This window comes from Psychrobacter sp. AOP5-GZ1-6 (assembly GCF_052376345.1).
GTDB lineage: Bacteria > Pseudomonadota > Gammaproteobacteria > Pseudomonadales > Moraxellaceae > Psychrobacter.
In genome coordinates this window covers 37,177-61,662 of sequence record NZ_JBQSVP010000007.1, presented here as the reverse complement: position 1 = coordinate 61,662, position 24,486 = coordinate 37,177, and the positions used below count along the sequence as shown (strand labels likewise).

21 protein-coding genes are annotated in these 24,486 nt (G+C 40.0%); 15 read left to right on the top strand and 6 right to left on the bottom strand.

Features of this window, described 5'->3' with window-relative positions:
- The first annotated feature begins 124 nt into the window (after positions 1–124).
- The 7 genes from murG to lpxC all read left to right on the top strand — a co-directional run bounded on the left by murG (position 125) and on the right by lpxC (position 9,270).
- On the top strand, positions 125–1,210 hold the full coding sequence (murG, locus tag ACT3RN_RS02330) for an undecaprenyldiphospho-muramoylpentapeptide beta-N-acetylglucosaminyltransferase (RefSeq protein WP_192519556.1): 1,086 nt from the start codon (positions 125–127) through the stop codon (positions 1,208–1,210).
- An 84-nt stretch (positions 1,211–1,294) separates the two neighbouring features.
- Positions 1,295–2,734 carry a UDP-N-acetylmuramate--L-alanine ligase gene (gene murC / locus ACT3RN_RS02325; protein ID WP_192519557.1) on the top strand — a complete coding sequence of 480 codons (1,440 nt, stop codon included), beginning with the start codon at positions 1,295–1,297 and terminating at the stop codon, positions 2,732–2,734.
- Positions 2,735–2,839: 105 nt separating this feature from the next.
- Positions 2,840–3,766 carry a D-alanine--D-alanine ligase gene (locus ACT3RN_RS02320; RefSeq protein WP_192519567.1) on the top strand — a complete coding sequence of 309 codons (927 nt, stop codon included), beginning with the start codon at positions 2,840–2,842 and terminating at the stop codon, positions 3,764–3,766.
- Positions 3,767–4,179: 413 nt separating this feature from the next.
- Positions 4,180–4,938 carry a cell division protein FtsQ/DivIB gene (locus ACT3RN_RS02315; protein ID WP_192992061.1) on the top strand — a complete coding sequence of 253 codons (759 nt, stop codon included), beginning with the start codon at positions 4,180–4,182 and terminating at the stop codon, positions 4,936–4,938.
- A 198-nt stretch (positions 4,939–5,136) separates the two neighbouring features.
- Entirely contained in the window at positions 5,137–6,429 is a 1,293-nt protein-coding gene (gene ftsA / locus ACT3RN_RS02310; RefSeq protein ID WP_226945089.1) for a cell division protein FtsA, read from the top strand.
- Positions 6,430–6,677: 248 nt separating this feature from the next.
- On the top strand, positions 6,678–7,877 hold the full coding sequence (gene ftsZ, locus ACT3RN_RS02305) for a cell division protein FtsZ (RefSeq protein ID WP_192992063.1): 1,200 nt from the start codon (positions 6,678–6,680) through the stop codon (positions 7,875–7,877).
- Positions 7,878–8,352: 475 nt separating this feature from the next.
- Positions 8,353–9,270 carry a UDP-3-O-acyl-N-acetylglucosamine deacetylase gene (lpxC, locus tag ACT3RN_RS02300; RefSeq protein ID WP_192992064.1) on the top strand — a complete coding sequence of 306 codons (918 nt, stop codon included), beginning with the start codon at positions 8,353–8,355 and terminating at the stop codon, positions 9,268–9,270.
- A gap of 299 nt (positions 9,271–9,569) precedes the next feature.
- On the opposite strand, the gene ACT3RN_RS02295 is transcribed toward lpxC, so the two are convergent.
- Entirely contained in the window at positions 9,570–10,085 is a 516-nt protein-coding gene (locus ACT3RN_RS02295; protein ID WP_192519562.1) for a hypothetical protein, read from the bottom strand.
- 250 nt (positions 10,086–10,335) lie between these two features.
- Between ACT3RN_RS02295 and ACT3RN_RS02290 the strand changes: the two genes are divergently transcribed.
- Entirely contained in the window at positions 10,336–11,061 is a 726-nt protein-coding gene (locus tag ACT3RN_RS02290) for a CHAP domain-containing protein (RefSeq protein WP_192519563.1), read from the top strand.
- 229 nt (positions 11,062–11,290) lie between these two features.
- Here the strand turns inward: ACT3RN_RS02290 and ACT3RN_RS02285 are convergent, their stop codons facing one another.
- Positions 11,291–12,013, bottom strand: coding sequence for a hypothetical protein (locus ACT3RN_RS02285; RefSeq protein ID WP_192992065.1), 723 nt, complete (start codon positions 12,011–12,013; stop codon positions 11,291–11,293).
- Between the two features lie 242 nt (positions 12,014–12,255).
- Positions 12,256–12,564: a YhbY family RNA-binding protein gene (locus tag ACT3RN_RS02280; RefSeq protein ID WP_192519565.1), complete on the bottom strand. Its 309-nt coding sequence runs from the start codon at positions 12,562–12,564 to the stop codon at positions 12,256–12,258.
- Positions 12,565–12,909: 345 nt separating this feature from the next.
- Between ACT3RN_RS02280 and ACT3RN_RS02275 the strand changes: the two genes are divergently transcribed.
- From ACT3RN_RS02275 to ACT3RN_RS02245, 7 genes are all read left to right on the top strand, one after another.
- Complete coding sequence (locus tag ACT3RN_RS02275) at positions 12,910–13,542, top strand: RlmE family RNA methyltransferase (protein WP_192519568.1); 633 nt, start codon at positions 12,910–12,912, stop codon at positions 13,540–13,542.
- A gap of 389 nt (positions 13,543–13,931) precedes the next feature.
- A complete protein-coding gene (gene ftsH / locus ACT3RN_RS02270; protein ID WP_319020966.1) occupies positions 13,932–15,827 on the top strand; it encodes an ATP-dependent zinc metalloprotease FtsH in 1,896 nt (631 codons plus the stop codon).
- A gap of 178 nt (positions 15,828–16,005) precedes the next feature.
- Positions 16,006–16,899 carry a dihydropteroate synthase gene (gene folP, locus ACT3RN_RS02265; RefSeq protein WP_192519566.1) on the top strand — a complete coding sequence of 298 codons (894 nt, stop codon included), beginning with the start codon at positions 16,006–16,008 and terminating at the stop codon, positions 16,897–16,899.
- A 58-nt stretch (positions 16,900–16,957) separates the two neighbouring features.
- Positions 16,958–17,233 carry an FAD assembly factor SdhE gene (locus ACT3RN_RS02260; RefSeq protein WP_192519764.1) on the top strand — a complete coding sequence of 92 codons (276 nt, stop codon included), beginning with the start codon at positions 16,958–16,960 and terminating at the stop codon, positions 17,231–17,233.
- A gap of 66 nt (positions 17,234–17,299) precedes the next feature.
- Positions 17,300–17,755, top strand: coding sequence for a protein YgfX (locus ACT3RN_RS02255; RefSeq protein ID WP_192519763.1), 456 nt, complete (start codon positions 17,300–17,302; stop codon positions 17,753–17,755).
- 130 nt (positions 17,756–17,885) lie between these two features.
- Positions 17,886–18,587 (top strand): YidB family protein, encoded by a 702-nt coding sequence (locus ACT3RN_RS02250; protein ID WP_192519762.1) that lies wholly within the window; start codon positions 17,886–17,888, stop codon positions 18,585–18,587.
- A 336-nt stretch (positions 18,588–18,923) separates the two neighbouring features.
- On the top strand, positions 18,924–20,381 hold the full coding sequence (locus ACT3RN_RS02245) for an anion permease (RefSeq protein ID WP_192992066.1): 1,458 nt from the start codon (positions 18,924–18,926) through the stop codon (positions 20,379–20,381).
- 34 nt (positions 20,382–20,415) lie between these two features.
- On the opposite strand, the gene ACT3RN_RS02240 is transcribed toward ACT3RN_RS02245, so the two are convergent.
- The 3 genes from ACT3RN_RS02240 to ACT3RN_RS02230 all read right to left on the bottom strand — a co-directional run bounded on the left by ACT3RN_RS02240 (position 20,416) and on the right by ACT3RN_RS02230 (position 24,486).
- The gene (locus ACT3RN_RS02240; RefSeq protein WP_192992067.1) at positions 20,416–21,552 is read right to left on the bottom strand and encodes a regulatory protein RecX; all 1,137 of its coding nucleotides are present in this window, start codon (positions 21,550–21,552) and stop codon (positions 20,416–20,418) included.
- A gap of 40 nt (positions 21,553–21,592) precedes the next feature.
- A complete protein-coding gene (gene recA, locus ACT3RN_RS02235; protein WP_192519759.1) occupies positions 21,593–22,651 on the bottom strand; it encodes a recombinase RecA in 1,059 nt (352 codons plus the stop codon).
- Between the two features lie 1,076 nt (positions 22,652–23,727).
- Positions 23,728–24,486 (bottom strand): IS5 family transposase, encoded by a 759-nt coding sequence (locus ACT3RN_RS02230; protein ID WP_444518446.1) that lies wholly within the window; start codon positions 24,484–24,486, stop codon positions 23,728–23,730.

Here is a 24,486-nt window from a genome sequence, read left to right as displayed (position 1 = left end):
TATATATAAGCTCACTATTTACACTATACTATGCGATATTTTATAGAGTCGTTATTTGTTGATGATTTGAATGTTGGTAGAGTAATAAGTTCTTTATATAAACAAAAAAGATAGGCAGATATACATGAAGACACCGCATATATTAATGATGGCTGCTGGTACAGGCGGGCATGTTTTCCCTGCATTGGCAGTGGCTGAAGAATTGACTCAGCGCGGTGCTGTTATCCATTGGTTAGGCACCCCAAATGGTATGGAAAATGGCTTGGTTCAACCAACTGGCTATAGTTTTCATGCTATCGACATGCAAGGGTTACGTGGTAAGGGAATAGGGCGCTTATTAAAGCTGCCAGTGACTTTGTTGGCAGCGACGATGGCTGCTATAAAAGTAATTCGTAACAATCAGATTGATATTGTTGTCGGCTTTGGTGGTTATGTGACCGCGCCTGGTGGTATTGCCGCACGGTTGACCAAGACGCCACTGATTATCCATGAGCAAAATGCCATCGCTGGCATGAGTAATCGTTATTTGTCTAAGATGGCGACCAAAGTATTGCAAGCCTTTGAGGATACGTTTGCCAATAGTGAGCTTGATGCAAAATTAGAGACAGTTGGTAATCCAGTACGTAATGCTATTACTGGGGTCGATGAACCAACCGTGCGCTATGATGTCAATGATAGCTCACCGCTTAAATTACTTGTGGTTGGTGGCTCACTTGGCGCGCAAGTATTGAATGAGACAGTGCCTAAATCATTGGCACTGATGAATCATGCTTTTGAAGTGCGTCACCAATGTGGTCGTAATAATGAGGCAGCCACACAAGCGGCTTATGATGAGCAGGATTTAAGCATTCATAAGTTTGTCGTACAGCCGTTTATCGATGATATGGCGGCAGCATATAATTGGGCTGATATTATTGTTTGCCGCGCAGGTGCATTGACGGTGACGGAAATTCAGAATGTCGGTATCGCCGCTATTTTTGTGCCGCTACCACATGCCGTTGACGATCACCAAACTGCCAATGCTAAGACACTAACTTCACATGATGCCGCGATTTTATTGCCCCAGTCAGAGCTTACGTCACAGCGTTTGAGTGAAGAGCTTTCTTCCCTTGATAGAGCGAGCTGTTTAGCAATGGCCAAAAAAGGTCACGCTCTTGCCAATCGCAGTGCCAGTAAGCAGGTTGCTGATATTATTTGGCAAGCCCTATAGTTTGTGATTCTATCAGCGGCTATTTTTATGACCAATTATTTTAATTTACTACATTTTACTCGCCTTTAATAAAGAGAATTTCTTATGCCTACTTCTGCAAAAGCTTTACCTAAGCGTTTGATTGAAATACCAGAAATGCGCCGTATTCAGCATTTACACTTTGTAGGTATTGGTGGTTCAGGAATGTGTGGCATTGCAGAGGTGATGAGTAATCAAGGGTATGAAGTCAGTGGATCTGATATTGCTGAGAGTGTAGTTACACGTCGTCTACAGCAAATTGGTATTGATATATCCATTGGTCACGACTCAAAAAACATCGCCAATGCGGATGTTATCGTCGTATCATCAGCGATTGACCGTAGTAACCCTGAGATTAAAGCTGCGCTTGAGGCACGCTTGCCAGTGGTACGTCGCGCGGATATGCTGGGCGAGTTGATGCGCTATCGCCACAGTATTGCTGTTGCAGGTGCTCATGGTAAGACCACAACGACTAGTTTGCTCACTACGATGATGGCAGAAGGTCAGCTCGATCCTACATATGTCATCGGTGGTAAATTAAATGCCTCTGGTAAAAATGCGGCACTAGGTAGCAGTCGTTTTTTAGTTGCAGAAGCCGATGAATCTGATGCATCTTTTTTATCTTTGCACCCTATGGCTGCGATCGTAACTAATATCGATCAAGATCATATGGAAACCTATGAGAACAGTTTTGATAAGCTAAAAGCGGCTTATATTCAGTTTTTACAAAACATGCCGTTTTATGGTTTGGCAGTGGTATGCGGTGATGACCCAGAACTTTACGCGATGATTGATGACATCGGTCGACCTGTATTAACCTTCGGACTCGAGCCTTTTAATGATGTGCAGGGTATTGACCTAGTCACTGAAGGCACCAAGACGCACTTTACTGTTTTGCGCCGTGACCGTGAACCATTACGTTTGACACTCAATATTCCTGGTACTCACAATGTCTATAATGCACTGGCCGCTATAACCATGGCGACTGATGAAGGGGTCGATGATGCAGCGATTACCCGTGCACTTCAGAAGTTCGAAGGCGTTGGCCGCCGCTTTGAGCAGCAAGCTTCTGTAGATATTGATGATGGTAATGTTCTATTGATTGATGATTATGGTCATCACCCAAAAGAAGTCGATGCGACTATCAAAGCTGCCCGTCAAAGTTTCCCTGATCGTCGCTTAGTCATGTTATTTCAGCCACACCGTTTCAGTCGTACGCGTGACTGCTACGATGATTTTGTCGAAGTGCTATCAAGCGTCGATGAGCTATTATTATTAGATGTATATTCAGCAGGTGAAACGCCGATTGCAGGTGCTGATACCAAGTCGTTGGCACGTAGTATTCGTTTACGTGGTGAAGTTGAGCCGACGATTGTAGATAAAGACAATTTGGCGCCTGTAATGCAGCGTTTATTGAAAGCCAATGATATGCTGATTACCCAAGGTGCTGGTAATGTAGGACAGATCGCTGTTGATTTGGCTGCAAATAACCTTTACATCAAGTAAGCTAAAAGAACTTTAGGAACTGTCCTTATGACGACAAATAATGATCAGAAGAATACAAAACATGAAGCCATAGATACTGCTGAAAATGCAGGGGTTTCAAACAATATGAACAGTAATGTAAAAGATGCTAGTCAGTTTGGTAAAGTTGCAGTCGTCTACGGTGGCAGTAGTAATGAGCGTATTATTTCTTTAGACAGTGGTGCAGCGGTATTGCAAGCATTGCAGAACCAAGGAGTTGATGCCACGCATTTTGATCCTAAGCACCAAGACATCACTGAGTTACGTGCGTATGATCGCGTGTTCAACGTTTTGCATGGTCGCGGTGGCGAAGATGGTTTGTTGCAAGGCGTGTTGCAATGGTTTGATATTCCACAAACTGGTTCAGGAATCTTGGCATCAGCACTAGGTATGGACAAAGTACGCACCAAGCAGTTGTGGCAAGGTTGTGGTTTGGCGACAGCGCCCTTTTCATTACTGACCGCAGATACTGACTGGCAGCAAGTGGTCAACATGCTAGGACTACCATTGATTATCAAACCCGTTCACGAAGGCTCAAGCATTGGTATGACGAAAGTCAATAATCTTGATGAGCTTCCTGCTGCTTATGCAACTGCTGTGCAGTGCGGTGATGCGGTAATGGCTGAGCGTTGGATCACTGGGCGCGAGTTTACAATTGTCATCATCGATGATGAGGCGTATCCCGTTATTCGTCTAGAGCCCGCTGATATTACGAATTTTTATGACTTTGAAGCCAAATATAACCGTAATGATACGAGCTATTATATTCCTTGCGGGTTGAGCGCTACCGATGAAAAACATTTACAGGATTTGAGTCTAGCAGCATTTAGGGCTGTTGAAGCAAAAGGATGGGGTCGTATCGATGCTATGCAAGATGCTGCAGGAAATTTTTGGTTACTGGAAATCAATACTGTACCAGGTATGACTAGTCACAGCTTGGTTCCGATGGCCGCTAAGGCTCGAGGTATGGACTTTGATACTCTATGCTGGCATATTTTGGCGCAAACGTTATAGTGAAGTTTTTACTACTGGTACATATATTGATTTGAACAAGTCTAAAGCCTATTTCTATGTTAAAAATAGGGATACGCATACGTTAATGTATCGCTAGAACTGCTATACCACAGCTTCATGTAAACTTGTGTAAATTCGTTGTTACCAGTAAGCGTTAGGCTATTGTTTGATCATAAAATACGTTAATATTGTATGTTATAGGCCACTATGGGCAATGTTTATGTTATTTTGTGAATATAAGCCGTAAGTTAAGAAAAATGTTACGTTTAAATGTGTTTAATAGCATCATATAAATTGTTTTAGTCAAAGACTTTGATAATATATCGACTCAATAGGCTTCTGCGCACTATAGGCATACTCAAATTAATAATTAGCATGATCATTATTATGCAAATATAGGGGTAAAGGTCGTTATGGCTCAAACTGTCAACAAGGTAACTGACTTGATGAGTGATAAAACCCGTCGCCCACAAAACAAGCTTCAAGTACCAAACACGGTCAGATATTTTTTTATGGCCATGGTACTAGGATTGCTAGTCCTAATATTGATTATGGGTGGGAAAGCATTACGTGATGCGCCGCCAGCTGCTATTCATGTCAATCATGAAGGTTTGACAGACGTTCAATATCGCTCATTGCAACAAATAATGGATCAGCAAGAGGTGAGTAGTTTTTTTACCTCTGATCTGCAGGCACTGAGAGATATATCCATTGGTCTGGCTTGGGTTGACCAAGTAAGCGTTTCTCGTGATTGGCAGCGTGGTATTGTTGTGACTGCATTACCGAAACAAGCAGTGGCTAATTTTGGTACAGAGCGTTTGGTTGATGCAAAAGGTGCTGTATTCGTTCCTGCAGATAGCAGAGACTTGAGGCAAGAAAAATTTGCTACTTTGCAAGGTGAAATACGTCAAGCACCAGTTATTATGCAGCAAATGCAGCAAGTCAATGATTGGTATTCGCCACTTGGTATGCAAGTCGAAGATATTATTTTGTCACCAAGAATGACATGGTTGATTCGTTTTGATAGTGGGCTACGTATTATTGTAGATAATGAAAATACCGCACAAAAACTATTAAATTTGAGTCAGTTGCTTAGTAACCAACTAAGCGAGCGTCAAGATGAGATTCAATCGGTAGATTTGCGTTATAAAAATGGTTTTACTATTTCTTAAAAAATAGTAGCGCTATAGATATATGAAAGAGTATAGATAGTAGAAAATAAAGAACGATGAAACTTTTTAGTTTTAGCAGTTTCGATAGTATTTAGCACTGAATACACTACATTATAGTGTATTGATAGCGCTTTTTTAAATGATCTAATGGAGACGTCATTTGGTCTCCTGTTTAGCGATAATAATTTGTCTGGTACCATGAAAAATACTGAAAATCTGGTTGTTGTCCATCTAAGTGCCACGGCAGTCTATGTCGTTATCGGTAGCGTTGTCTCTGCAAAAGACATCCGCATTTTGGGCGTGGGACAAGTTAAAAATAGTGATTTTTATCAAGGTCAAATAAAGCATCGAGAACGTTTGCAGGGAGCTATTAAGCAAGCTATTCAAGAAGCAGAAGATACAGCCAATTGCCGTGTACATAGTGTGTGGCTGACATTGGCAACACCTGAGTTATTTAGTAAAAATAGTGCAGGTGAAGTGCAAGTAGAGGATGACGTAGTACGTGCTAAAGATATGGTACAAGCTTTGTCAAACGCTAAGTCACGAGATCTACCATCAGACTATTACTTGATGCATTGTTGTCAGCAAGGTATTTATGTTAACGATCAAGATTTTATAGTTGATGATGCTATTGAGACAATGGCACATAATATTACTGTGATGTATCACATGATGATGATGCCAGTATCTAGTCGCCAAAATATTCAGAAGTTACTGCAAAGTTGTGACGTTGGTATTGATCATATCGTTTTTGATGCTGTGACCAGTGCTGAATATAGCCTAATGAGCGATGAGCGCCAACAGGGTGTGTGTTTGGTAGATATTGGTGCGAGCACCACCAGCATTTGTGTTTATAAAGAAAATAAACTGATATTTACCCATTGTATTGCGACTGGTAGCCATGAAGTTACTATGGATATTTCTGCTGACTTTGGTATCTCAATGATTGAAGCTGAAAAGCTCAAAAAGACTCATGGTACTGCTGATGTACATAGTGTTGATCCCAGCTCATTCTTTCTCTTTAAACCACAAGGGTCAGGTGACGAGATCAATATCAATATTTATAATTTAGCTCGTATTATTGAGGCTCGCTATATCCAAATATTTACGGAAGTTGCTCGTCAGCTACATGAGGCCGACTTAATTGGCTATATTGATAAAGGTATCGTTCTTACTGGTGGCGGTAGCGTGATCAAAGGTATGATACCTTTTGCTAAGAAACTACTCAAAATGCCAGTCGTGTTGACCAATACGCATCCTGCAATTAGTGCGTATAACCAGTTTGATAATGATGAATCATTCAAGCAGTTGAATATTCAGGTTAACGATCGTACTTATCAAACGGCATTTGGTACACTACTATATAGTCAAAGCGAGCAGTTCCGTCGTAGTGAAAAAAGCGAACCTGAAGCCCTTCAGGAAAATAGAGTCACGAGTATTTTTCAAAGTGCGGGGCAACGTTTTGCGAGTGTACTAAAAAAAATACTATAGTGTTTCTTGATAAAATGCCAAGAAAGCTAGCACTTTGTAGAATAGACTTAAATTATTTAAGCAAAAAATGAAGTAATATAAAAAGTAATGATTTGTGTAATGATGACCTATTGTCATCTACGCTAAAATATTAAGCCATAGCCCTATTTTATTTAAATACATTTATATATAGTATGTCGATAGTGCGCCATATGAGTGCGTTACCACGTATTAATCATCACGCTATCTGCAACTGGAGAATCTTTTTTATGTCAAAATACACCATGCCAGATGATAACCAGCTTCAAAATAACGGCCAAGCGAGCTTCACTGTATTCGGTGTTGGCGGCGGTGGCGGTAATGCAGTTGAACATATGGTACAACAAGGAATTAGAGGTGTAACGTTTGTTTGTGCCAATACGGACAAACAAGCACTTGATCGTCTAACTGCGCCGCATAAACTACAGCTGGGTGCAAAAACCAACCGTGGTCTAGGTGCAGGTGCAAACCCAGAAGTTGGTCGTGAAGCGGCAGAAAGCGAAGAAGAATCTATCCGTGCATTACTCGAACATTCAGATATGGTGTTTATTACGGCTGGTATGGGTGGCGGTACAGGTACAGGTGCAGCACCAGTGGTTGCTCGTATTGCTAAGGAAATGGAAGTATTGACGGTAGCGGTTGTGACCACACCATTTAAATTTGAAGGCGGTAAGCGTATCAAGGCGGCGAAAGCCGGTATCGAGCAGCTAACTAACTTCGTTGACTCTATCATTACTATTCCAAATGATAAATTAATGAGTGTGTACGGCAATATTTCTATGCAAGACGCGTTTAAAAAAGCGGATGATGTACTACTGCATGCGGTGCAAGGTATTGCTGAAACCATCGCTAGCGAAGGTATGATTAATATCGATTTCAACGATATTCGTACTGCGATGACTGCTAAAGGTCATGCAATGATGGGTATTGGCCGTGCAAGTGGGGACGATCGTGCACGTCAAGCGACGGAAAAAGCCATCAGATCACCATTACTTGATGATTTGCGTTTAGAGAATGCTAAGGGTCTATTGGTTAACGTTATTTCTTCTGAGTCGTTATCGCTAGATGAAATGAGCAAAATCAGCATAATAGTGGAAGAGATTACTGATATTGATGATGCTCATATTTTTTATGGTTCAGTCATTGATGAAAAAATGGGTGATGATTTACATGTGACTGTTATTGCAACAGGTTTGACTTTAGATGAAAACGCCGGTAAGGATCCTGAAGTAGCGGAACAAGTTGTACCTTCTGTGAACAGTACTCAGCCAGTTGATCCTAACTTGCATACCAGTGCGCTAAATAGCCAAAAACAGTCTCAAGCTAAGATGTATCAAGATAGTACTGTTCGTTCGAACCCATCACAAGAGCAGCCTAAAACTAAAACCAACAGTATTCAAGATTATCTAAAACGCCAACAAAATAAATAGTATTTTTAGGTATCATGAACTGCAAAAGCCAGCGTTAATCGCTGGCTTTTTTGTGGTTATAGATAAAGTATATCTGTTTGCAAAAGCGTTATTCTATGATCCTTGTAATAGATATAGTCGGTGAACTACTAAGTTGCTAGGGTGTTATACCTTCTTAGATATATTACCTGTACAATCTGTAGTCGATTACCTTGTACCCATTTTAGATTTCTTTGACTATAGAGGTAGCATTTTAAGAACCACTAATTATTAACGAGTAGTAGCATAAGACATATCTCGATAATAAATATCGACTTTAATATGGCTACATACATAGGAATAATTATGTTTTTAGATCATGAAAATAGTTTCAGCTTGGTGTGATAAGTGTTATCAATCAAGGAGATAAGAAAAATAGCAGGTTTTAACTGTGGCGAACTAGTGGTCTGTAATGGTACACTATGGCAATTGTAACAAAATATGTGAGAAGACAGTCATGAACCAAAGAACTATAAAAACTGCGATAGCTGTGACAGGTACAGGTCTTCATAGTGGTCAGCCTGTTGACTTGGAGTTTCATCCACAGCCAGTGAATACTGGTATTGTTTTCGAGCGTTCTGATATCGAAGGCAGTCAAGCTATTCCAGCCAGTGCTTTTTTGGTACAAGATACCATGATGTCCTCTAATCTTGTATTTGGTGGTACACGGGTTGGTACGGTCGAGCATTTGCTGAGTGCGATTGCTGGACTTGGAGTCGATAATCTTTTAATCCGTGTTTCTGCCGCTGAAATACCTATTATGGATGGTAGTGCAGCGCCTTTCGTTGCACTGTTACTTGATGCTGGGTTGTGTGAACAAGAAGCTGCAAAAAAGTTCATTAAGATTGTACGACCAGTACGAGTGAAAGTGGATGATAAATGGGCAGAGTTGCGCCCTTATGAAGGGTTTGAGTTGAATTTTGAAATTGATTTTGATCATCCTGCCATCGATAAAGACTTTCAACATGCACAACTACAGTTTTCTACGCAAAACTTCATTGAGCAATTGAGCTCGGCACGTACTTTTGGTTTTTTACGTGATATTGAAGCACTACGTCAGAATAACTTGGCATTGGGTGGCAGTATGGACAATGCTATTGTTATTGATGAGGCAAACATTCTTAACGAAGAAGGTTTGCGTTTTAATGATGAGTTTGTTCGCCATAAAATTTTAGACGCCTTGGGTGATTTATATTTGATTGGTTATCCAATTATAGGTCGTTTTAACGCTTACAAATCTGGTCATGCGTTAAATAACTTATTGGTGCGAGAGATTTTATCTAACCATGATAACTTTGAAATTGTAACTTTTGATGACAATGTAACCTGTCCTATTGAATATTTACCGATGAAAGGGCTAGTTGTTGAAGCGTGAAGAGGGGAATATACAGGAAGTATCGAAACATTGACGCAATATTACATACGGCGTCTATAATTACATCTTTATAATATTAAAAAATATGAATACACACTCAATATTATTTTGATAGCTTTACTCTAAGCTAGAGTATGCAAAAGCTGTAGATAGTTTTTAAATCATCTGTTGGCTCTATTCATATTATGAATAGAGCCAACAGATGATTTTTTTTATTTGCTCCATTACAAACTTCCATTGTTTTTATTCGATTTTTACATTCTTATTTACATAACTTTACATTAAACAGCCGAGTCTTTTTAATGTTTTGCTAAGCGTAATAGTGCTTTTTTGAGGTTTTCATCAGTGGTGACATGCTCTGCAGCCTGTGATATAGTCCGTTTTATGTTTTGGCTAAGCACCTGATTTTCATTAGCTTTATCAGCCTTAGAAAATTCTGTTGAGAGTGTTGATGCTTGCTTAGATGAGTGATTATTATTCGATTTACTAACGACTACGACGCGGATTTTTTTGAGTTGTTTAAATGTAATTGATTGCTCTGTTAGTACTTGCAAATAAGCATTTTGTAGATAACGGATGTGATTCGCAGCAGTTATTGAGCCAACACTGAGTATTAACTGTTCAGAAGTGAAACCTACGACCCAACAGGTATTGAGGATTTCCTCAGGTAGACAGTCTACCAATAGCTCTTTTACCTCATTGGTCGTTTGTATATATAGACGCATATTATCAGCAAGTGTTTGAGGTAGTGCGCTACCAGCAAAAGCTTGGTGATCGATAAGCTGGGCAAGCCGATTAGGTTGTTTTTTTGACATCGTAATGACTCATCTAATAGGTGACAAAATCGATACTCATAACAGATATGCTAAAGAGATATATGTTAAACGATTTGTGTGAGAGCTGACTAGTCAGATATTTATATCTGTATTAGTCATTACAGAAGAAAGAGCGAAATGTTGTAATTAGGATTTTATCATGTTTGTTTAATGATTATATCCTCCTAACTTAATTGATGCTTCGTTATGGATGACGAGCGGTCTGGTATTAACAATAGGTAGTAAATTTATGAAACAAGCTTTATTAATTTTGTCAGTATTGGGAATGGGTATAGCACAGGCAAATGGTGCTGTCGAAACCACCTTTCAGCCAAATAATACCTTGAGTCATAGTAGATCCACTGTTCCTACTGCGAACTACGCTTCTAGTAGCAACATCTATAGCACTAAAAGTGGTGCTCATGTATATAGTAATGATGAGATCAGCCAAGCCATCGATAGTTTAAGCGCACATGCTAAGCAAAAAGAATATCAGCTTGCTTCGTTGACCAGCCGTTTGTCTTATGAGCAGCGTCAGCAGCAAGCAAGTCTTGTTCCTGATCGTTATTCAGCGCCTGCTATTGCAGCAGCAAATGCATCGCGAGCTGCTTTATCTAGAAGTTCTGGTTATTGTGCTCGTTATGTACGTAAAGCACTGCAATCAGCTGGTTATGAATTTACGCCTAATCCTTCAGCCTATCAATACGCCTCTCGTGGCACGCTAGCGCAAGCTGGTTTTACTAAAATTAGTAACGATACGCAACCACAAGTCGGTGATGTGGTTGTTTACGATCGAACCTCAAGACGTCCACATGGTCATATTCAAATATTTGATGGTAATGACTGGGTATCTGACTTCCGTCAAAACAGTATAAGCCCATACAGTGGTCATCATAATTATACGACATGGCGTGATTCAAAATACGTTGATGATGCATCAAATCGTGGTATCTATCTTGCTATGGCTGACAAATAGTTAGTAGTCAGTTAGCTACGCATATGAGTGTATTCAATTGAACACTTTCTCTAGACTCAGTAATGTTGTTTATAACATTACTGAGTTTTTTATTTTGAGTAGCAGGTTTTAATTGAGAGTGTTAGGCTTTTTGTTGCTTGAGTATTGATTAGAAAAGGTGGTTTTAATAACCTAAGATGTGTCCTAGTTGTTACAACCATTATTCGAATGAGAGTACAGCCTAGCCGAGTTAAATTTCACCTTTTGACCAGTAATGGCAATTATGAAAATCAGGCGGTGTCGGATGAGAGACTGCAAAGTATAGAGCAGTTTTATTTAGCCATAAAATAACACAGGGGTGTATGTACTCGATAGGCGTGCCATACATGGCATATTTGTTATTAGATACTTGGGTTATAGGTATATTGAAGCTTTGTTCAAAATCAATAGGTTTGGAGGTTTTCGATGAAGGTTCAGATGTCTTAGTTTGTGTTAGGGTTATGGCTGGTTTGATATAGCCGCTCCAATCAATAGAAGCACGTGTTTTATTGTCTGTTAGCATCAGAGGCGTAGGTGGCAGAATTACGGGCTTGCGGTAGCTTTCAAATTGATAAAGTGCATAACGACCGTCTGGACTGGCATTGATTTCAATATAGGGTGATGTGTTTTTATCTATACGATTATTATTAATTAGATCGCCAGCGATAAAGCACTCAAGGCAAGTCTCCTCCCATAAGTAGTCAGCAAAGCCAACTTGCTCTACCTTCCAGGTTGGCCAGTTGAGTTGGCTTATCAAAGATGGAGTAGGTAAGCTAATTTGATAATTAAACTGTAAACACATTACTGGTTGGTGGATCACTGTAAGGCTAACAGCAATACGAATATTTTTTAGTTCATCTATAGTGCTATTAAGCTGTTTTGCATCAGCTACTATTGTGTCATTTGCTAAGCATAAATGAAAAGTTTGGCTCATAATTTGATAACGTCCAACATTTAAAAATAAGAATCATAAAATATCTTATCTGCTAACTGCTTTCATTTTTATAAAAAATTCTATTTAGGGTAAGCGATAAGTATGAAATAGGATATATATATATAGCATAAAAGCCGCGAGCAAAATTGCATCGCGGCTTTTATGTACTACCTAAATGATTTATCTGTCTTATAAATCATTTAGGATAGTAAAATGCACATTAAGTGGATATAAAAGAAATACTACGCGTGACGTGCGAGGTTAGACAGTTTCGGGTTGGCATTTGGGTTTTGGCGTAATAACAATGCCATACGACCGATAGAGTGAACCAAAGACGCATTCGCTGCTGCTGCAAGTTCAGCTCCCACGATGTCACGCTCTTCTTTTGTTCCTGCTGGCAGCTTTACTTTAATAAGTTCATGATCCGATAAAGCGCGATCGATTTCTTCAGTAATGGTCGGAGTGATACCTTTATTGCCAATCATCACAATTGGTTTGAGTTCGTGACCAATGCCTCTTAGGCGTTTGATTGTAGCATTATCGAGTTGCATAGAGTTCCTAGGTGTTGGTAAAAATAAAAGACAGTGCTATTAAAAGCAGTTGGTGACCATTATAGATAATCTATAGTCAGATTGCATGATATCAGCAGGATTTTGCACGATTTTACGTGATGAAAATGTTAAACTAAATATTTAGTCACATTATAAACGCTACTGTCTTATAAAACAGTGTTTTAACCCATAGAATTTGATCAGTTTGACACTATAAAATAAGTTTATGACCTGATTGATGATTGCTTTAAAATCATTGAGCTCATCTAAAAAATCTATTTGATAAATGAATGGCTATTGAATGAATATGTATTCATGTTTTGTAATGTAATAGGAGCAGGTATTTTGGCCACGCGTATCGAAAATAAAAAGCTGTCAAAGAGTAGCAGCGCTTGGATGAAAGAGCATATTGATGACCATTATGTGCAAAAGGCTCAAAAAGAAGGCTATCGTGCCCGTGCTGCTTATAAATTATTAGAGATCAATGAAAAAACTAACCTGATTAAAAAAGGTATGACAGTCGTAGATTTAGGTAGTGCTCCTGGTAGTTGGTCGCAAGTAGCTGGTCAGTTGGTAGGCGAGCAAGGCATCTTGATTGCTTCTGATATTTTGGCTATGGATACGTTGCCTGATGTTACCTTTATTCAAGGCGACTTTCGTGAAGCAGAGGTGTTTGATAACATCATGGCAGAGGTTGGTGATAGACAAGTTGATGTGGTGTTGTCTGATATGGCACCGAATACAGCCGGTAACAGTGCTATCGATCAACCACGTATGATGTACTTATGTGAATTGGCAGTGGACTTTGCTTTAGCAACCTTACCAGAAGGTGGCGCGCTTATTATGAAAGTGTTTCAAGGTGAAGGAACGCAAGAATTACGCAAGCAGATGCAGCATGATTTTAGTAAAATTCGTAGTATCAAACCAGGCGCTTCACGACCACGATCAAAAGAGATGTTTTGGGTAGCTATTAAGTAGTTTGGACTGCGATGAGTTACTACTATTGCAAATGAGATATTGTGTCACCATAAAATATATCTAATTGATATATTAAACTCATTACAATCGTTGATTGAATAATAGTGAAATCTGCTTGAATTATGCAGGTTAGTACCACATATCATGGTATATTAACTTTGTTTTAGGCAAAGTCGTCTGACAATAAGCGCTTGATAAGCTCATCTATGATAGAGTCATATGTTATTGATATTTATCATATGTTATATCTGTTTTGATAAATAGTTTAATATGCATAAGTTATGGGTCATAAGATTCTAGTGTTGAAAAAGTTATCAAAAATGAGTATTACGTTTATAGACGTCACGTGTTTAATAAACACACCAATAAGTAAGGGATGGGAATAACTAGTGAGCGACATGGTAAAAAATACCTTATTGTGGCTGGTGGTAATCGGCGTTTTAGTACTGGTGTTTAGCGGCTTTGATCAATCATCTGAGCCGGATAGCCTTAACTACTCTGAGTTTGTGACCGCTGTGTCAGAAAACCAAGTAGCCAGTGTTGAAATCGACGGTGAAGAGATCACTGGCGAGAAGAAAAATGGTTCATCTTTTGAGACCATTAGACCTGCTGTGTCAGATGACGAGCTTATGCCATTGCTGCGTGAAAACCAAGTCGAAGTTCAAGGGACTGCACCAAAGCGTCAAAGCGTATTGATGCAACTACTGATCGCCAGTTTCCCGATTCTATTGATCATCGGACTGTTCTTATTCTTCATGCGTAATATGCAAGGTGGTGCTGGCGGCAAAGGTGGCGGCCCAATGAGCTTTGGTAAATCTAAAGCTAAAATGCTGACTGAAGACCAGATTAATGTCGATTTTGAAGATGTAGCTGGTTGTGAAGAAGCCAAAGAAGAAGTGGTAGAGGTCGTTGACTTTTTACGTGATCCAGATAAATTTACCAAACTTGGTGCAACCATTCCACGTGGTATTTTGATGGTAGGCCCACCTGGTACTGGTAAGACACTATTGGCACGAGCCATTGCTGGTGAGGCTAAAGTACCATTTTTCTCAATTTCAGGCTCTGACTTTGTTGAGATGTTTGTTGGTGTTGGTGCATCTCGTGTACGTGACATGTTTGAACAAGCGAAAAAAAGCGCACCATGTATCATTTTTATTGATGAGATTGACGCAGTCGGTCGTCATCGTGGCTCTGGTATGGGTGGCGGTAATGATGAGCGTGAGCAGACGCTGAACCAACTATTGGTTGAGATGGATGGCTTTGAAGGTAATGAAGGCGTTATTGTAATTGCCGCGACTAACCGTGCAGACGTTCTTGATAAAGCATTGCTACGTCCAGGTCGTTTTGATCGTCAGGTACAAGTTGGCTTGCCAGATATCAAAGGCCGTGAGCAAATCTTAAAAGTCCACTTGAGGAAGCTACCAAACACTATTGGTGTGGACGCCAATGCACTTGCTCGTGGCACACCTGGATTCAGTGGTGCACAGCTAGCCAACTTGGTTAACGAAGCAGCACTGTTTGCGGCGCGTCGCAACAAGACTAGTGTCGATATGAATGACTTTGAAGATGCGAAAGACAAGCTTTATATGGGTCCTGAGCGTAAGTCTATGGTTATACGTGAAGAAGAGCGCCGTGCAACAGCTTATCATGAGTCAGGTCATGCCTTAGTCGCTGAGTTGCTACCTGGCACAGATCCGGTACATAAAGTAACGATTATGCCGCGTGGTTTTGCTCTTGGTGTTACTTGGCAGTTGCCTGAGCATGATCAAACTAGCATGTATAAATCTAAGATGTTAAATGATATTGCAATCTTATTCGGTGGTCGTATCGCTGAAGAAGTCTTTATCAATCAGATGTCAACGGGTGCCTCAAACGACTTTGAACGTGCAACCAAAATGGCGCGAGCTATGGTTACCAAATATGGTATGTCTGATGCACTTGGTGTTATGGTGTACGAAGATGAAGATAGTTCACAGGGCTATTTTGGCTCTAGTAATCGTACGATTTCTGAAGCCACACAGCAAAAAGTGGATGAAGAAGTACGTCGTATGCTAGAAGAGCAGTATGATATCGCTCGTGAGCTTATCGAAGGTAACCAAGAGAAAATGCATGCTATGGTTGAGGCATTGATGAAGTGGGAAACGATTGACCGTGATCAGTTGCAAGATATATTAGCAGGTGAAGAGCCACGCCCACCAAGAGTCTATCAGCCCAATGAAGTAAATCTGTCAAAAAATGATGTGAAAACGACAGGCCCAACACCGCCGCCATTACCTGCGATGTAAGTTTACAGACATTGAAGTTAGATTTAATACGTTAATTAAAAAAGCCCTTTTTCATAAAGGGCTTTTTTATTGCTGTCATTTTATTAAGGGTTTAGAACAGTATAAGATTTACTGGTATCATGAGAGTACCTAGTAAGAATTAAAACCACATTACATATTTACTTATGATGGATTATTGATGTCACTATTCCAATCTTTACCCACTTACCAAATATCTAGCCGTGATAAAACTTTAGATTTGTCGCAGCCGCATATTATGGGCATACTCAATGTTACACCAGATTCATTCTCAGATGGAGGACAGTTTACTGCTATAGATAAGGCAGTTGATCATTGTCAGCAAATGATAGCGGAAGGTGCCACTATTATTGATATTGGTGGTGAATCTACTCGTCCAAATGCTGATGTGGTAGCCACTAGTGATGAGATAAAGCGTGTTATACCAGTTGTCAAAGCTATACGAAAAAATTTCGGTCATGATATTTGGCTGTCTATTGATACCAGTAATCCAGCGGTCATGGCAGCTGCATTCGAAGCAGGTGCTGATATCTGGAACGATGTAAGAGCGCTTAAACGTGAGGGTGCCGCCATATTAGCTGCTGAACTTAATATACCAGTTATGCTCATGCACATGCGCGGTGAGCCCACAACAATGAATAGTTTGGCACAGTACAATGATGTGATAAACGATGTCAGTACCGAGTTATTAGCTCGTGTTGATGAAGTGACTAGCATCGGTGTCAAGCGTGACAAACTGGTTATCGACCCAGGTTTTGGTTTTGCTAAAAACTATGAGCATCACTGCGCATTACTAAGTCAATTGAGCCGCTTACAGGCACTTGGTTTACCGATGATGTTTGGTATTTCACGCAAGCGTTTTTTAGCAGAAGTATTAACCAACAGTGGCGTTAAAGCAGTTGCGATGACTCAAGCAGCAGAACGAGATATGATAGGTACAGCAGCTGGCATTTTTGCGTTACAACAAGGTGCCAGTATCATTCGAACCCATAATGTGGCGATGATGCAGCAATCAATTGCGCTCTGGCATCAGCTGTCTGAGTACCAGCGTTAGATGAGCACATCGCTTAAATATAATATAAAAAATAAATTTAATCATTAAAGGTAGCTTTATGACCAATCAGCCAGAACCAACCAATGAACAGCGTCGTATTATTTATCAAGCGCGCCGCGGACTAAAAGAGTTAGATTTTTATATTGACCCTTATGTCAAAGAGTTATACCTAACCGCAGATGCTGCTGAACAAGCTACATTTGCAGAAATGCTGACGCACGAAGACCCTGACTTGTTGGATTATTTTACCAATCAAGATCGTCCAGAAAATGATGACGTATGGGCTTTAGTTAATAAAATAAAGACATGGCGTCATACAAAAAGCTTGGCTTGATACTTGGTCAGGCAGTATGAGTTTTAGATTTGCATAATAGCTTCATATTTGTACTGGTACTTGACTATGACCTCGTTGACATCTCTACGCATTGACACTGCTATTCAGCCTACCAGTTACTTGCGCTTGCTGCTATATATTGGTTTAGCGAGCGTGATGATGATAATTGCATGGTTTGCTACGTTAATGTTGTGGCAGTATGTGCTTATTGTGATAGTCACAGTGATGGTTATTGTTTATCTGATATTATCAAGACCTATGCCGCTGCATATGAGCCAACCGCCGCTTAGTCAGCGTACTGATAAAGGTTGGCAGCTGATGATTCGCACTGCTCATGGTGATGAGCTATGGCAGGCACAATTGGTTACTGTGCATGCTTATCGGTGGGTAATGAGTTTTGAATTCAATATCGTAGAGCCGTATCAGCGTTCTTTATCAGTAACTGTATTTCGCGACCAAGTAAGTGCTGACCAATGGAGAGAGTTGCGTATTTTGGCTAATGTAAGTGTTACTAAAAGATAATAGAGGGCTATTTTCTGAATGTATTTTGCTAATACATGGCGGATTTTTTCAGCTGCGTCTTTCTGAATAAAGTATGAGGACACGCCCAAATTTTTAACAATAAATAATATGAGCAGAACAGGAGTAGTGTATGAGTTTATTAGGTAATTTAGTGAGCCAAGTCGCCCGTAGTGCGATGAATCCAGAAGATAACCAAAGTAATACCGTTAATCATAGTACGGGTTCAAACAATACTGCTGGCTTAGGTGGTGTGTTGGGTAGCGTGTTGGGTGGAATGGCTCAGACTAGTAATAATACACAAAAGCCAAGTAGCCAAGCAGATAATGGTTTTGGTTTAGATGATATCATCGGTGGTCTTGCTGGTGGTCAGAGCGGTAGCGGTGCTAGTGGTTTGGGAGATATCTTAGGAAGCGTGTTAGGTAGCAATCAGCAGCAGCAAGGTAGTATGGGCGGGAAAAGTATGCTGATCGCGGCACTTATGCCTATGGTGCTCAGCTGGATTAAGCGTAATGGCGGTTTGAGTGGTGCATTATCAAAAATCACTGCGATGGGTCACGAAAGCAAAGCGCGTTCTTGGATGAGTAGTCAAGAAACCAACGATAACCTTGATCCTGATGACATCAGTCGTTTATTTGATGAAAATGAAATTCAGAAAGTAGCCGCGCATACAGGTACCAATGATGTAGAGGTGCGCCAAGGTCTTGCAGAGTTGCTCCCTGAGGTTATGAATCAACTAACGCCAAATGGCAACTTGGATAATGAGGGTGAGGCCAACGAAGAGATTGATCAAATTATCAATCAGCTATCTAGTCGGCTGAATGCTTTTAAGTAAATTTTTCAATTGGTTTTTAGAGTAGATGTTTGAAAATAATAGTCTGTTTCAAATACCAATATCATAAGTTAAGACTGCAATAAAAAAGAGTGCCTCATGAGACGCACTCTTTTTTATTACCCATACCTGCAATCTCTTACTGTGTTTATCCAAAACTTTCATTATCTACTCATTTTATAATCTAAAGAGATATGTTAAAAACAGTAATCAATAGAACACTAGACATATATATCTTATAAAATAATTAGTATGAGTACATCACTTTTGCATTTAGCTCTTGTTAGCTAAAGCATGTTTTCCAATAGCTATAATTTAATAGCATAAGGATTTTGACCTATGCCATTTAAGCCTATCCAAGCAGCGATTGCCATTTTAGTTGGTTTGATAATTTGGTTTGTTATTCCGGTACCTACTGGTGTCACACCAGAAGCATGGCATATGTTGGCATTATTTATCGCCACCATCGTCGCTATCATAGGGAAGGTGTTACCTATTGGTGCAATTGCTATTATTGCAGTTACCCTAGTGGCACTCACAGGTGTAACTAGTGATAGCCCAAAACAAGCCATTAGTGATGCGTTATCAAGTTATTCAAGCCCTCTCATTTGGCTGATTGGTATTGCAGTTATGATATCACGTGGTTTGATAAAAACAGGTTTGGGTCGTCGTATTGCTTACTATTTTATCTCTGTTTTTGGTAAAAAAACCATCGGTGTGGCTTATTCTTTAACTGCTGCAGAGCTGATGATAGCGCCAATTACACCTTCTAATACGGCGCGTGGTGGTGGTATTATTCATCCGATTATGAAGTCCATTGCACAAAGCTTTCATTCAACTCCAGAGGAAGGTACACAAAACAAAATTGGTCGCTACTTGGCTATGGTTAATTACCATGCCAATCCAATTACTTCTGGTATGTTTATCACAGCGACTGCGCCCAACCCCTTAGTTGTAGAGTTGGTCAATAAAGCGACAGGTGGTGACATTCAGTTATCGTGGACAACGTGGGCGGTGGCAATGTTTATACCGGGTTTGCTCTGCTTGATAGTTATGCCGTTAGTCATCTATATGATTTGCCCGCCTGAGGTCAAAGCAACACCCGATGCCAAACATTTTGCTAAAGACAATCTAAAAGAAATGGGCAACGTAAGCTCACAAGAGAAAATTATGCTTGGTGTGTTCGCGCTTATGTTGATTTTGTGGGCAAATATTCCGGCATTGATTTTGGGTGACCAGTATAGTGTTAATGCTACTACCACTGCTTTTGTTGGTCTGACGACATTAATATTGACAGGCGTATTGACCTGGGATGATATTTTAAAAGAGAAGTCAGCATGGGACACTATTGTATGGTTCGGTGCCCTGATTATGATGGCGACTTATTTAAATAAACTTGGGTTGATTAGTTGGTTCTCAGGCAATATTGAGTCTCTAATTGGTATAACTGGTTTAGGCTGGATAGGCGCCGTAACAATTTTGACTTTGGTTTATTTGTATATCCATTACTTTTTCGCTAGTACCACTGCGCATATAACTGCGCTATTTGCAGCATTTTATGCCGTAGGTCTGACATTAGGTGCGCCGCCTATGTTATACGCCTTAATCTTAGCTGCGGCAGGCAATATCATGATGACATTGACCCATTATGCAACTGGTACAGCACCCGTTATCTTTAACTCAGGCTATGTGACACTAAAAGAGTGGTGGGGTGTTGGTGCGGTTATGAGTGTGGTGAACTTAGTCATTTGGATAGGTGCTGGTCTAATTTGGTGGAAAGTGCTTGGCTATTATTAATGAGTAACTCAATTAAGATGAGCCATAACACTGATTAAAAGCGCTCATCTAACGTCTCTAACGTATAGTTGAGCGCGGCAAAGCAGATGTCCGTATTAAACCCCCTGTATTGTAAAAACCGTAACTGGCGAGCTTTGTCTTTTTGTTCGAGCGGTACACCATCGCCGTACTTCTTAGTGCGAGCGATGACGGCGAGTTTTAGCCAGTCTACGCCTTCAACAAGATTGTCATCACTATCATCTACAAACTCACTAAACTCATCTGACTCTGCATTTGCCATATCTATTAGCTCATCAATATTGCTGGGCATAGCAATGCTTTTGCGATAAAACTCTTGCTTAATACGACCGCGTCCACGGCCTTTGCGAATATTTTCACGGATTAACATCAATGTTGTTCGATAATCACTTTGGTAGCCTTTTTCTTCAAACTCATCGAGCAACGCATCAATTTTCTCTGGCTCTTGCCCTTTATCAATGAGCTTCTGCTTGAGCTCGGCTTTGCCATACTCACGGCGCGACAAGTAATAAAATGCTAGCCAACGTAACCGGCTTTCGGCTTTAACTTCATCTACTTCTGCTTGACGTTGTTCAGGTGTACGTAGATAGGCTTTGAGTGCAGCGGGCAGGTTGTCGGTCTGTTTATTTGTTTCACCTTGGTGAGAAATAGTACCAGTTTCAGCGCCATCACCATCACTGTTATCACATCCTTCTTCTTCAGTACAAAGAGCACCCTGCTTAACTTCTTCTAGCATCTCTTTAATGCTTTGTGCTTTTGGTTGCTGATAAGCAGGCACGTTGCTAGGTTCAGGGCTAAAGTTAGCCGCTGGATGGAAGCGTTTTTCACGTTTTTTATACTTTTTTGGTTTAGATGTTTTTTGGTTGGCAGAGGAGGGTGAGTCGTTTGATGCTATGTCAGACATATCCTCATTGATAACTGAATCACTATCTTCCAAGTGGTTAGTTGCTGAGAGGTTATGTGTTGATCTATTGGTTTTAGAGCGGTTTTTATCTGAATTTACAAAGCGTTTACCAGTTTTACGGGGCTTTTTTGGCTCATCTCTATGTGACTGCTTAGAAAACTTAGTATGTTTTTTTGGTTTAGTACGAGGGGTACTCGCTGAATCAGAATCTGATTCAGCGAGTATTTCAGCTAAGGTTTTAATTTTCATAATAAATCATGATAATCGATAGAAATTATTGAATATTATATTATTGTGCAGGTTTAGCCTCTGACTTTTCTTTGGCTTCTTCAGCATCTTCATCTTTGGCGTTCTTTTTTGAGCCAAGCTTTTCAGCACGAATCTTATCTTCGATTTCTTGAGCGATTGCCGGGTTTTCTTTTAAGAAAAGTACCGAATTGGCCTTACCTTGACCGATTTTTTCATCACCATAGCTATACCAAGAGCCTGCTTTACCAACTGCGCCAATTTCAACGCCTAAGTCAATGACTTCGGCTAAGTGGTTGGTACCCTCGCCGTAAGTGATTTCAAACTCAGCTTGACGGAAGGGTGGTGCCATTTTGTTTTTGATAACTTTGACACGGGTTTGGTTACCGATAATTTCGTCACCATTTTTAACTGCGCCAATACGGCGAATATCCATACGAACTGATGCATAGAACTTCAGCGCATTACCACCAGTAGTGGTTTCAGGACTACCAAACATAACGCCAATTTTCATGCGGATCTGGTTAATAAAGACGACCATACAGTTAGAGCGTTTAGCGTTACCAGTGATTTTACGTAGTGCTTGGCTCATTAGGCGCGCTTGCAAGCCCATATGTGAGTCACCCATCTCGCCTTCGATCTCAGCACGAGGGGTCAATGCTGCCACCGAGTCAATAACGATCATATCGATAGCACCAGAGCGTACTAGCATATCGGTAATTTCAAGGGCTTGTTCGCCGTTGTCAGGCTGCGACAGTAGTAGCTCATCCGTGTTCACGCCAAGTTTGCGTGCATAGACAGGGTCTAGTGCATGCTCAGCATCGATAAAGGCACAGGTACCCCCTTGCTTTTGGCATTCTGCAATAGCTTGTAGAGTCATGGTCGTCTTACCTGAGCTTTCTGGGCCATAGATTTCAATAATACGCCCTTTTGGTAAGCCACCAATGCCAAGGGCGATGTCCAACCCAAGTGATCCTGTAGAAACTGCATCTACATCCATAGCGACTGAGTCATCGCCTAAATGCATAATCGTATTTTTGCCAAACTGCTTTTCAATTTGACCTAATGCTGCTTTGAGTGCCTTGGCTTTATTGTCGTCCATACTAGATTCCTTGTGTTCAATCATAAAGTAAAAGTTATCAATTGTAGTGTTGCACATCACATATTCGTATTATAAAAATAATGATTTATTCGTGCTGAATATTGCTTAAGTCGAATGCCGAATAAGTAGTATGAAACGTTAATAGCAAGCAACGTTCATCGCCTAGCTAAGACAAACAAGTTATACATACGACTTTGTATAAAGTTATATCAGTCTACTATACAGTAAAATTAAATAGCGAGATAAGTAAAAATAAGTTCATAAATAAGCCTGCTAACGTAAATTTCTCGCTAGATTTTATAGATTCATGACAAAATACTCTTTAACTCACTATTCATAAGATGAAATAATTATAACAAATCAAAGTGAGTATTTAGAGGGTGAAATAACGATAGGCGACACTAGGTGTCGTATCGTATATCGGTCATGATTCGTATAGATAAATTATGAAATCAACCATAATTTCGAACTATATAATGGCAGGGTTTGTCAATAGATTTAGAAGTTGTTCACAGCGAAAAAATTCTTGATATTCATTGATTGTGAAACATTGATGACAATAAAATTATTTTTTTTAAAATATTAAAATTTTTTTTAATGATTGTATGTTGTGTATAAGTAATTGATTTATATCAATATTTTAATTGTATAAAAAATGAACGATTTTACCTTATCCTTTAAGTTATCTAGGGGATTTCTTGTCAAGTAGCTACTTATACACAGGGTTATCCACAGGTTATGGGGAGAACTCACCAAGCCCTTATAGCATCGATGTTTGCGTGGATTATGAGTAGGGTGCAGCAAGGTGATAATGTCATTTTTTCATGTGCATGGATAGATATTCTTTAATAAACCATATCATAATTAACTATGTTTCACGTACTAATATTTTATAATTTTTTTTCAAAGAAATGATAAAGGCTTTTAAAATAAGGCTTAACGCTGAGGATTTATCACATTTGACTTTGTTAAGTAGTAAATAGTGAGTTATAAATCTAAAAAAGCGGCTAAATATATTAGCCGCTTCTTTAGATATTATTAAAAGTATGCGATTGATATTAGGGTGTGTATAGAATTCAAATCAGGGGCAACCAGATAAAGACACAAGCGAGCATTACCGCTGCTGCATAGCTATCTTTGAGCTTATCATATCGCGTGGCAATGCCCCTAAAATGTTTCAATCTAGCAAAAGCGTTTTCTACCAAATGACGGCAACGATACAAATACCAATCTAGTGTGTCGTTACAGCTTTTAGAGTTCGACTTAACAGGTATGACTGACTGAGCACAGTGCGTGAAGATACACTCTCTAATATCGCTACTATCGTAGCCCCTGTCTGCAATCACCGCTTTAGTCTGGTTATTAATCGTGCTATCTATCAACGTCTTTGCCATCTTAGAGTCATGTACTTGCCCACCTGACAGCTCAACATGTATAGGGTTACCACAAGCATCGACCACTAAGTGCAGTTTGCTGCTATTACCTGCAACACTTTTACCAATGGCCTCATCAAGATGACTGGCGGCGCCTGTACTATGCTGATGAGCTTTGACCACGCTACCGTCTATAAATAACCATTCACTATCATAGTTTGCTGTGATTATTTTCATGAGCTTTTGCCATTTACCGGTTTTACGCCAATAACGGTATTGATGATATATGCTAGACCAATGACCGAAATAAGAAGGTAAGTCTCGCCATGGACAGCCTACTCGTATGCGGTACAACATGCCTTCAACGGTACGTCTTAGATTGGGCTTGTTATATACGTTAATTTGTCGCAATATAATAAATAGCTTGTGCCAATGTTCATCGTTGAGCTTGGTGCGAGCCAT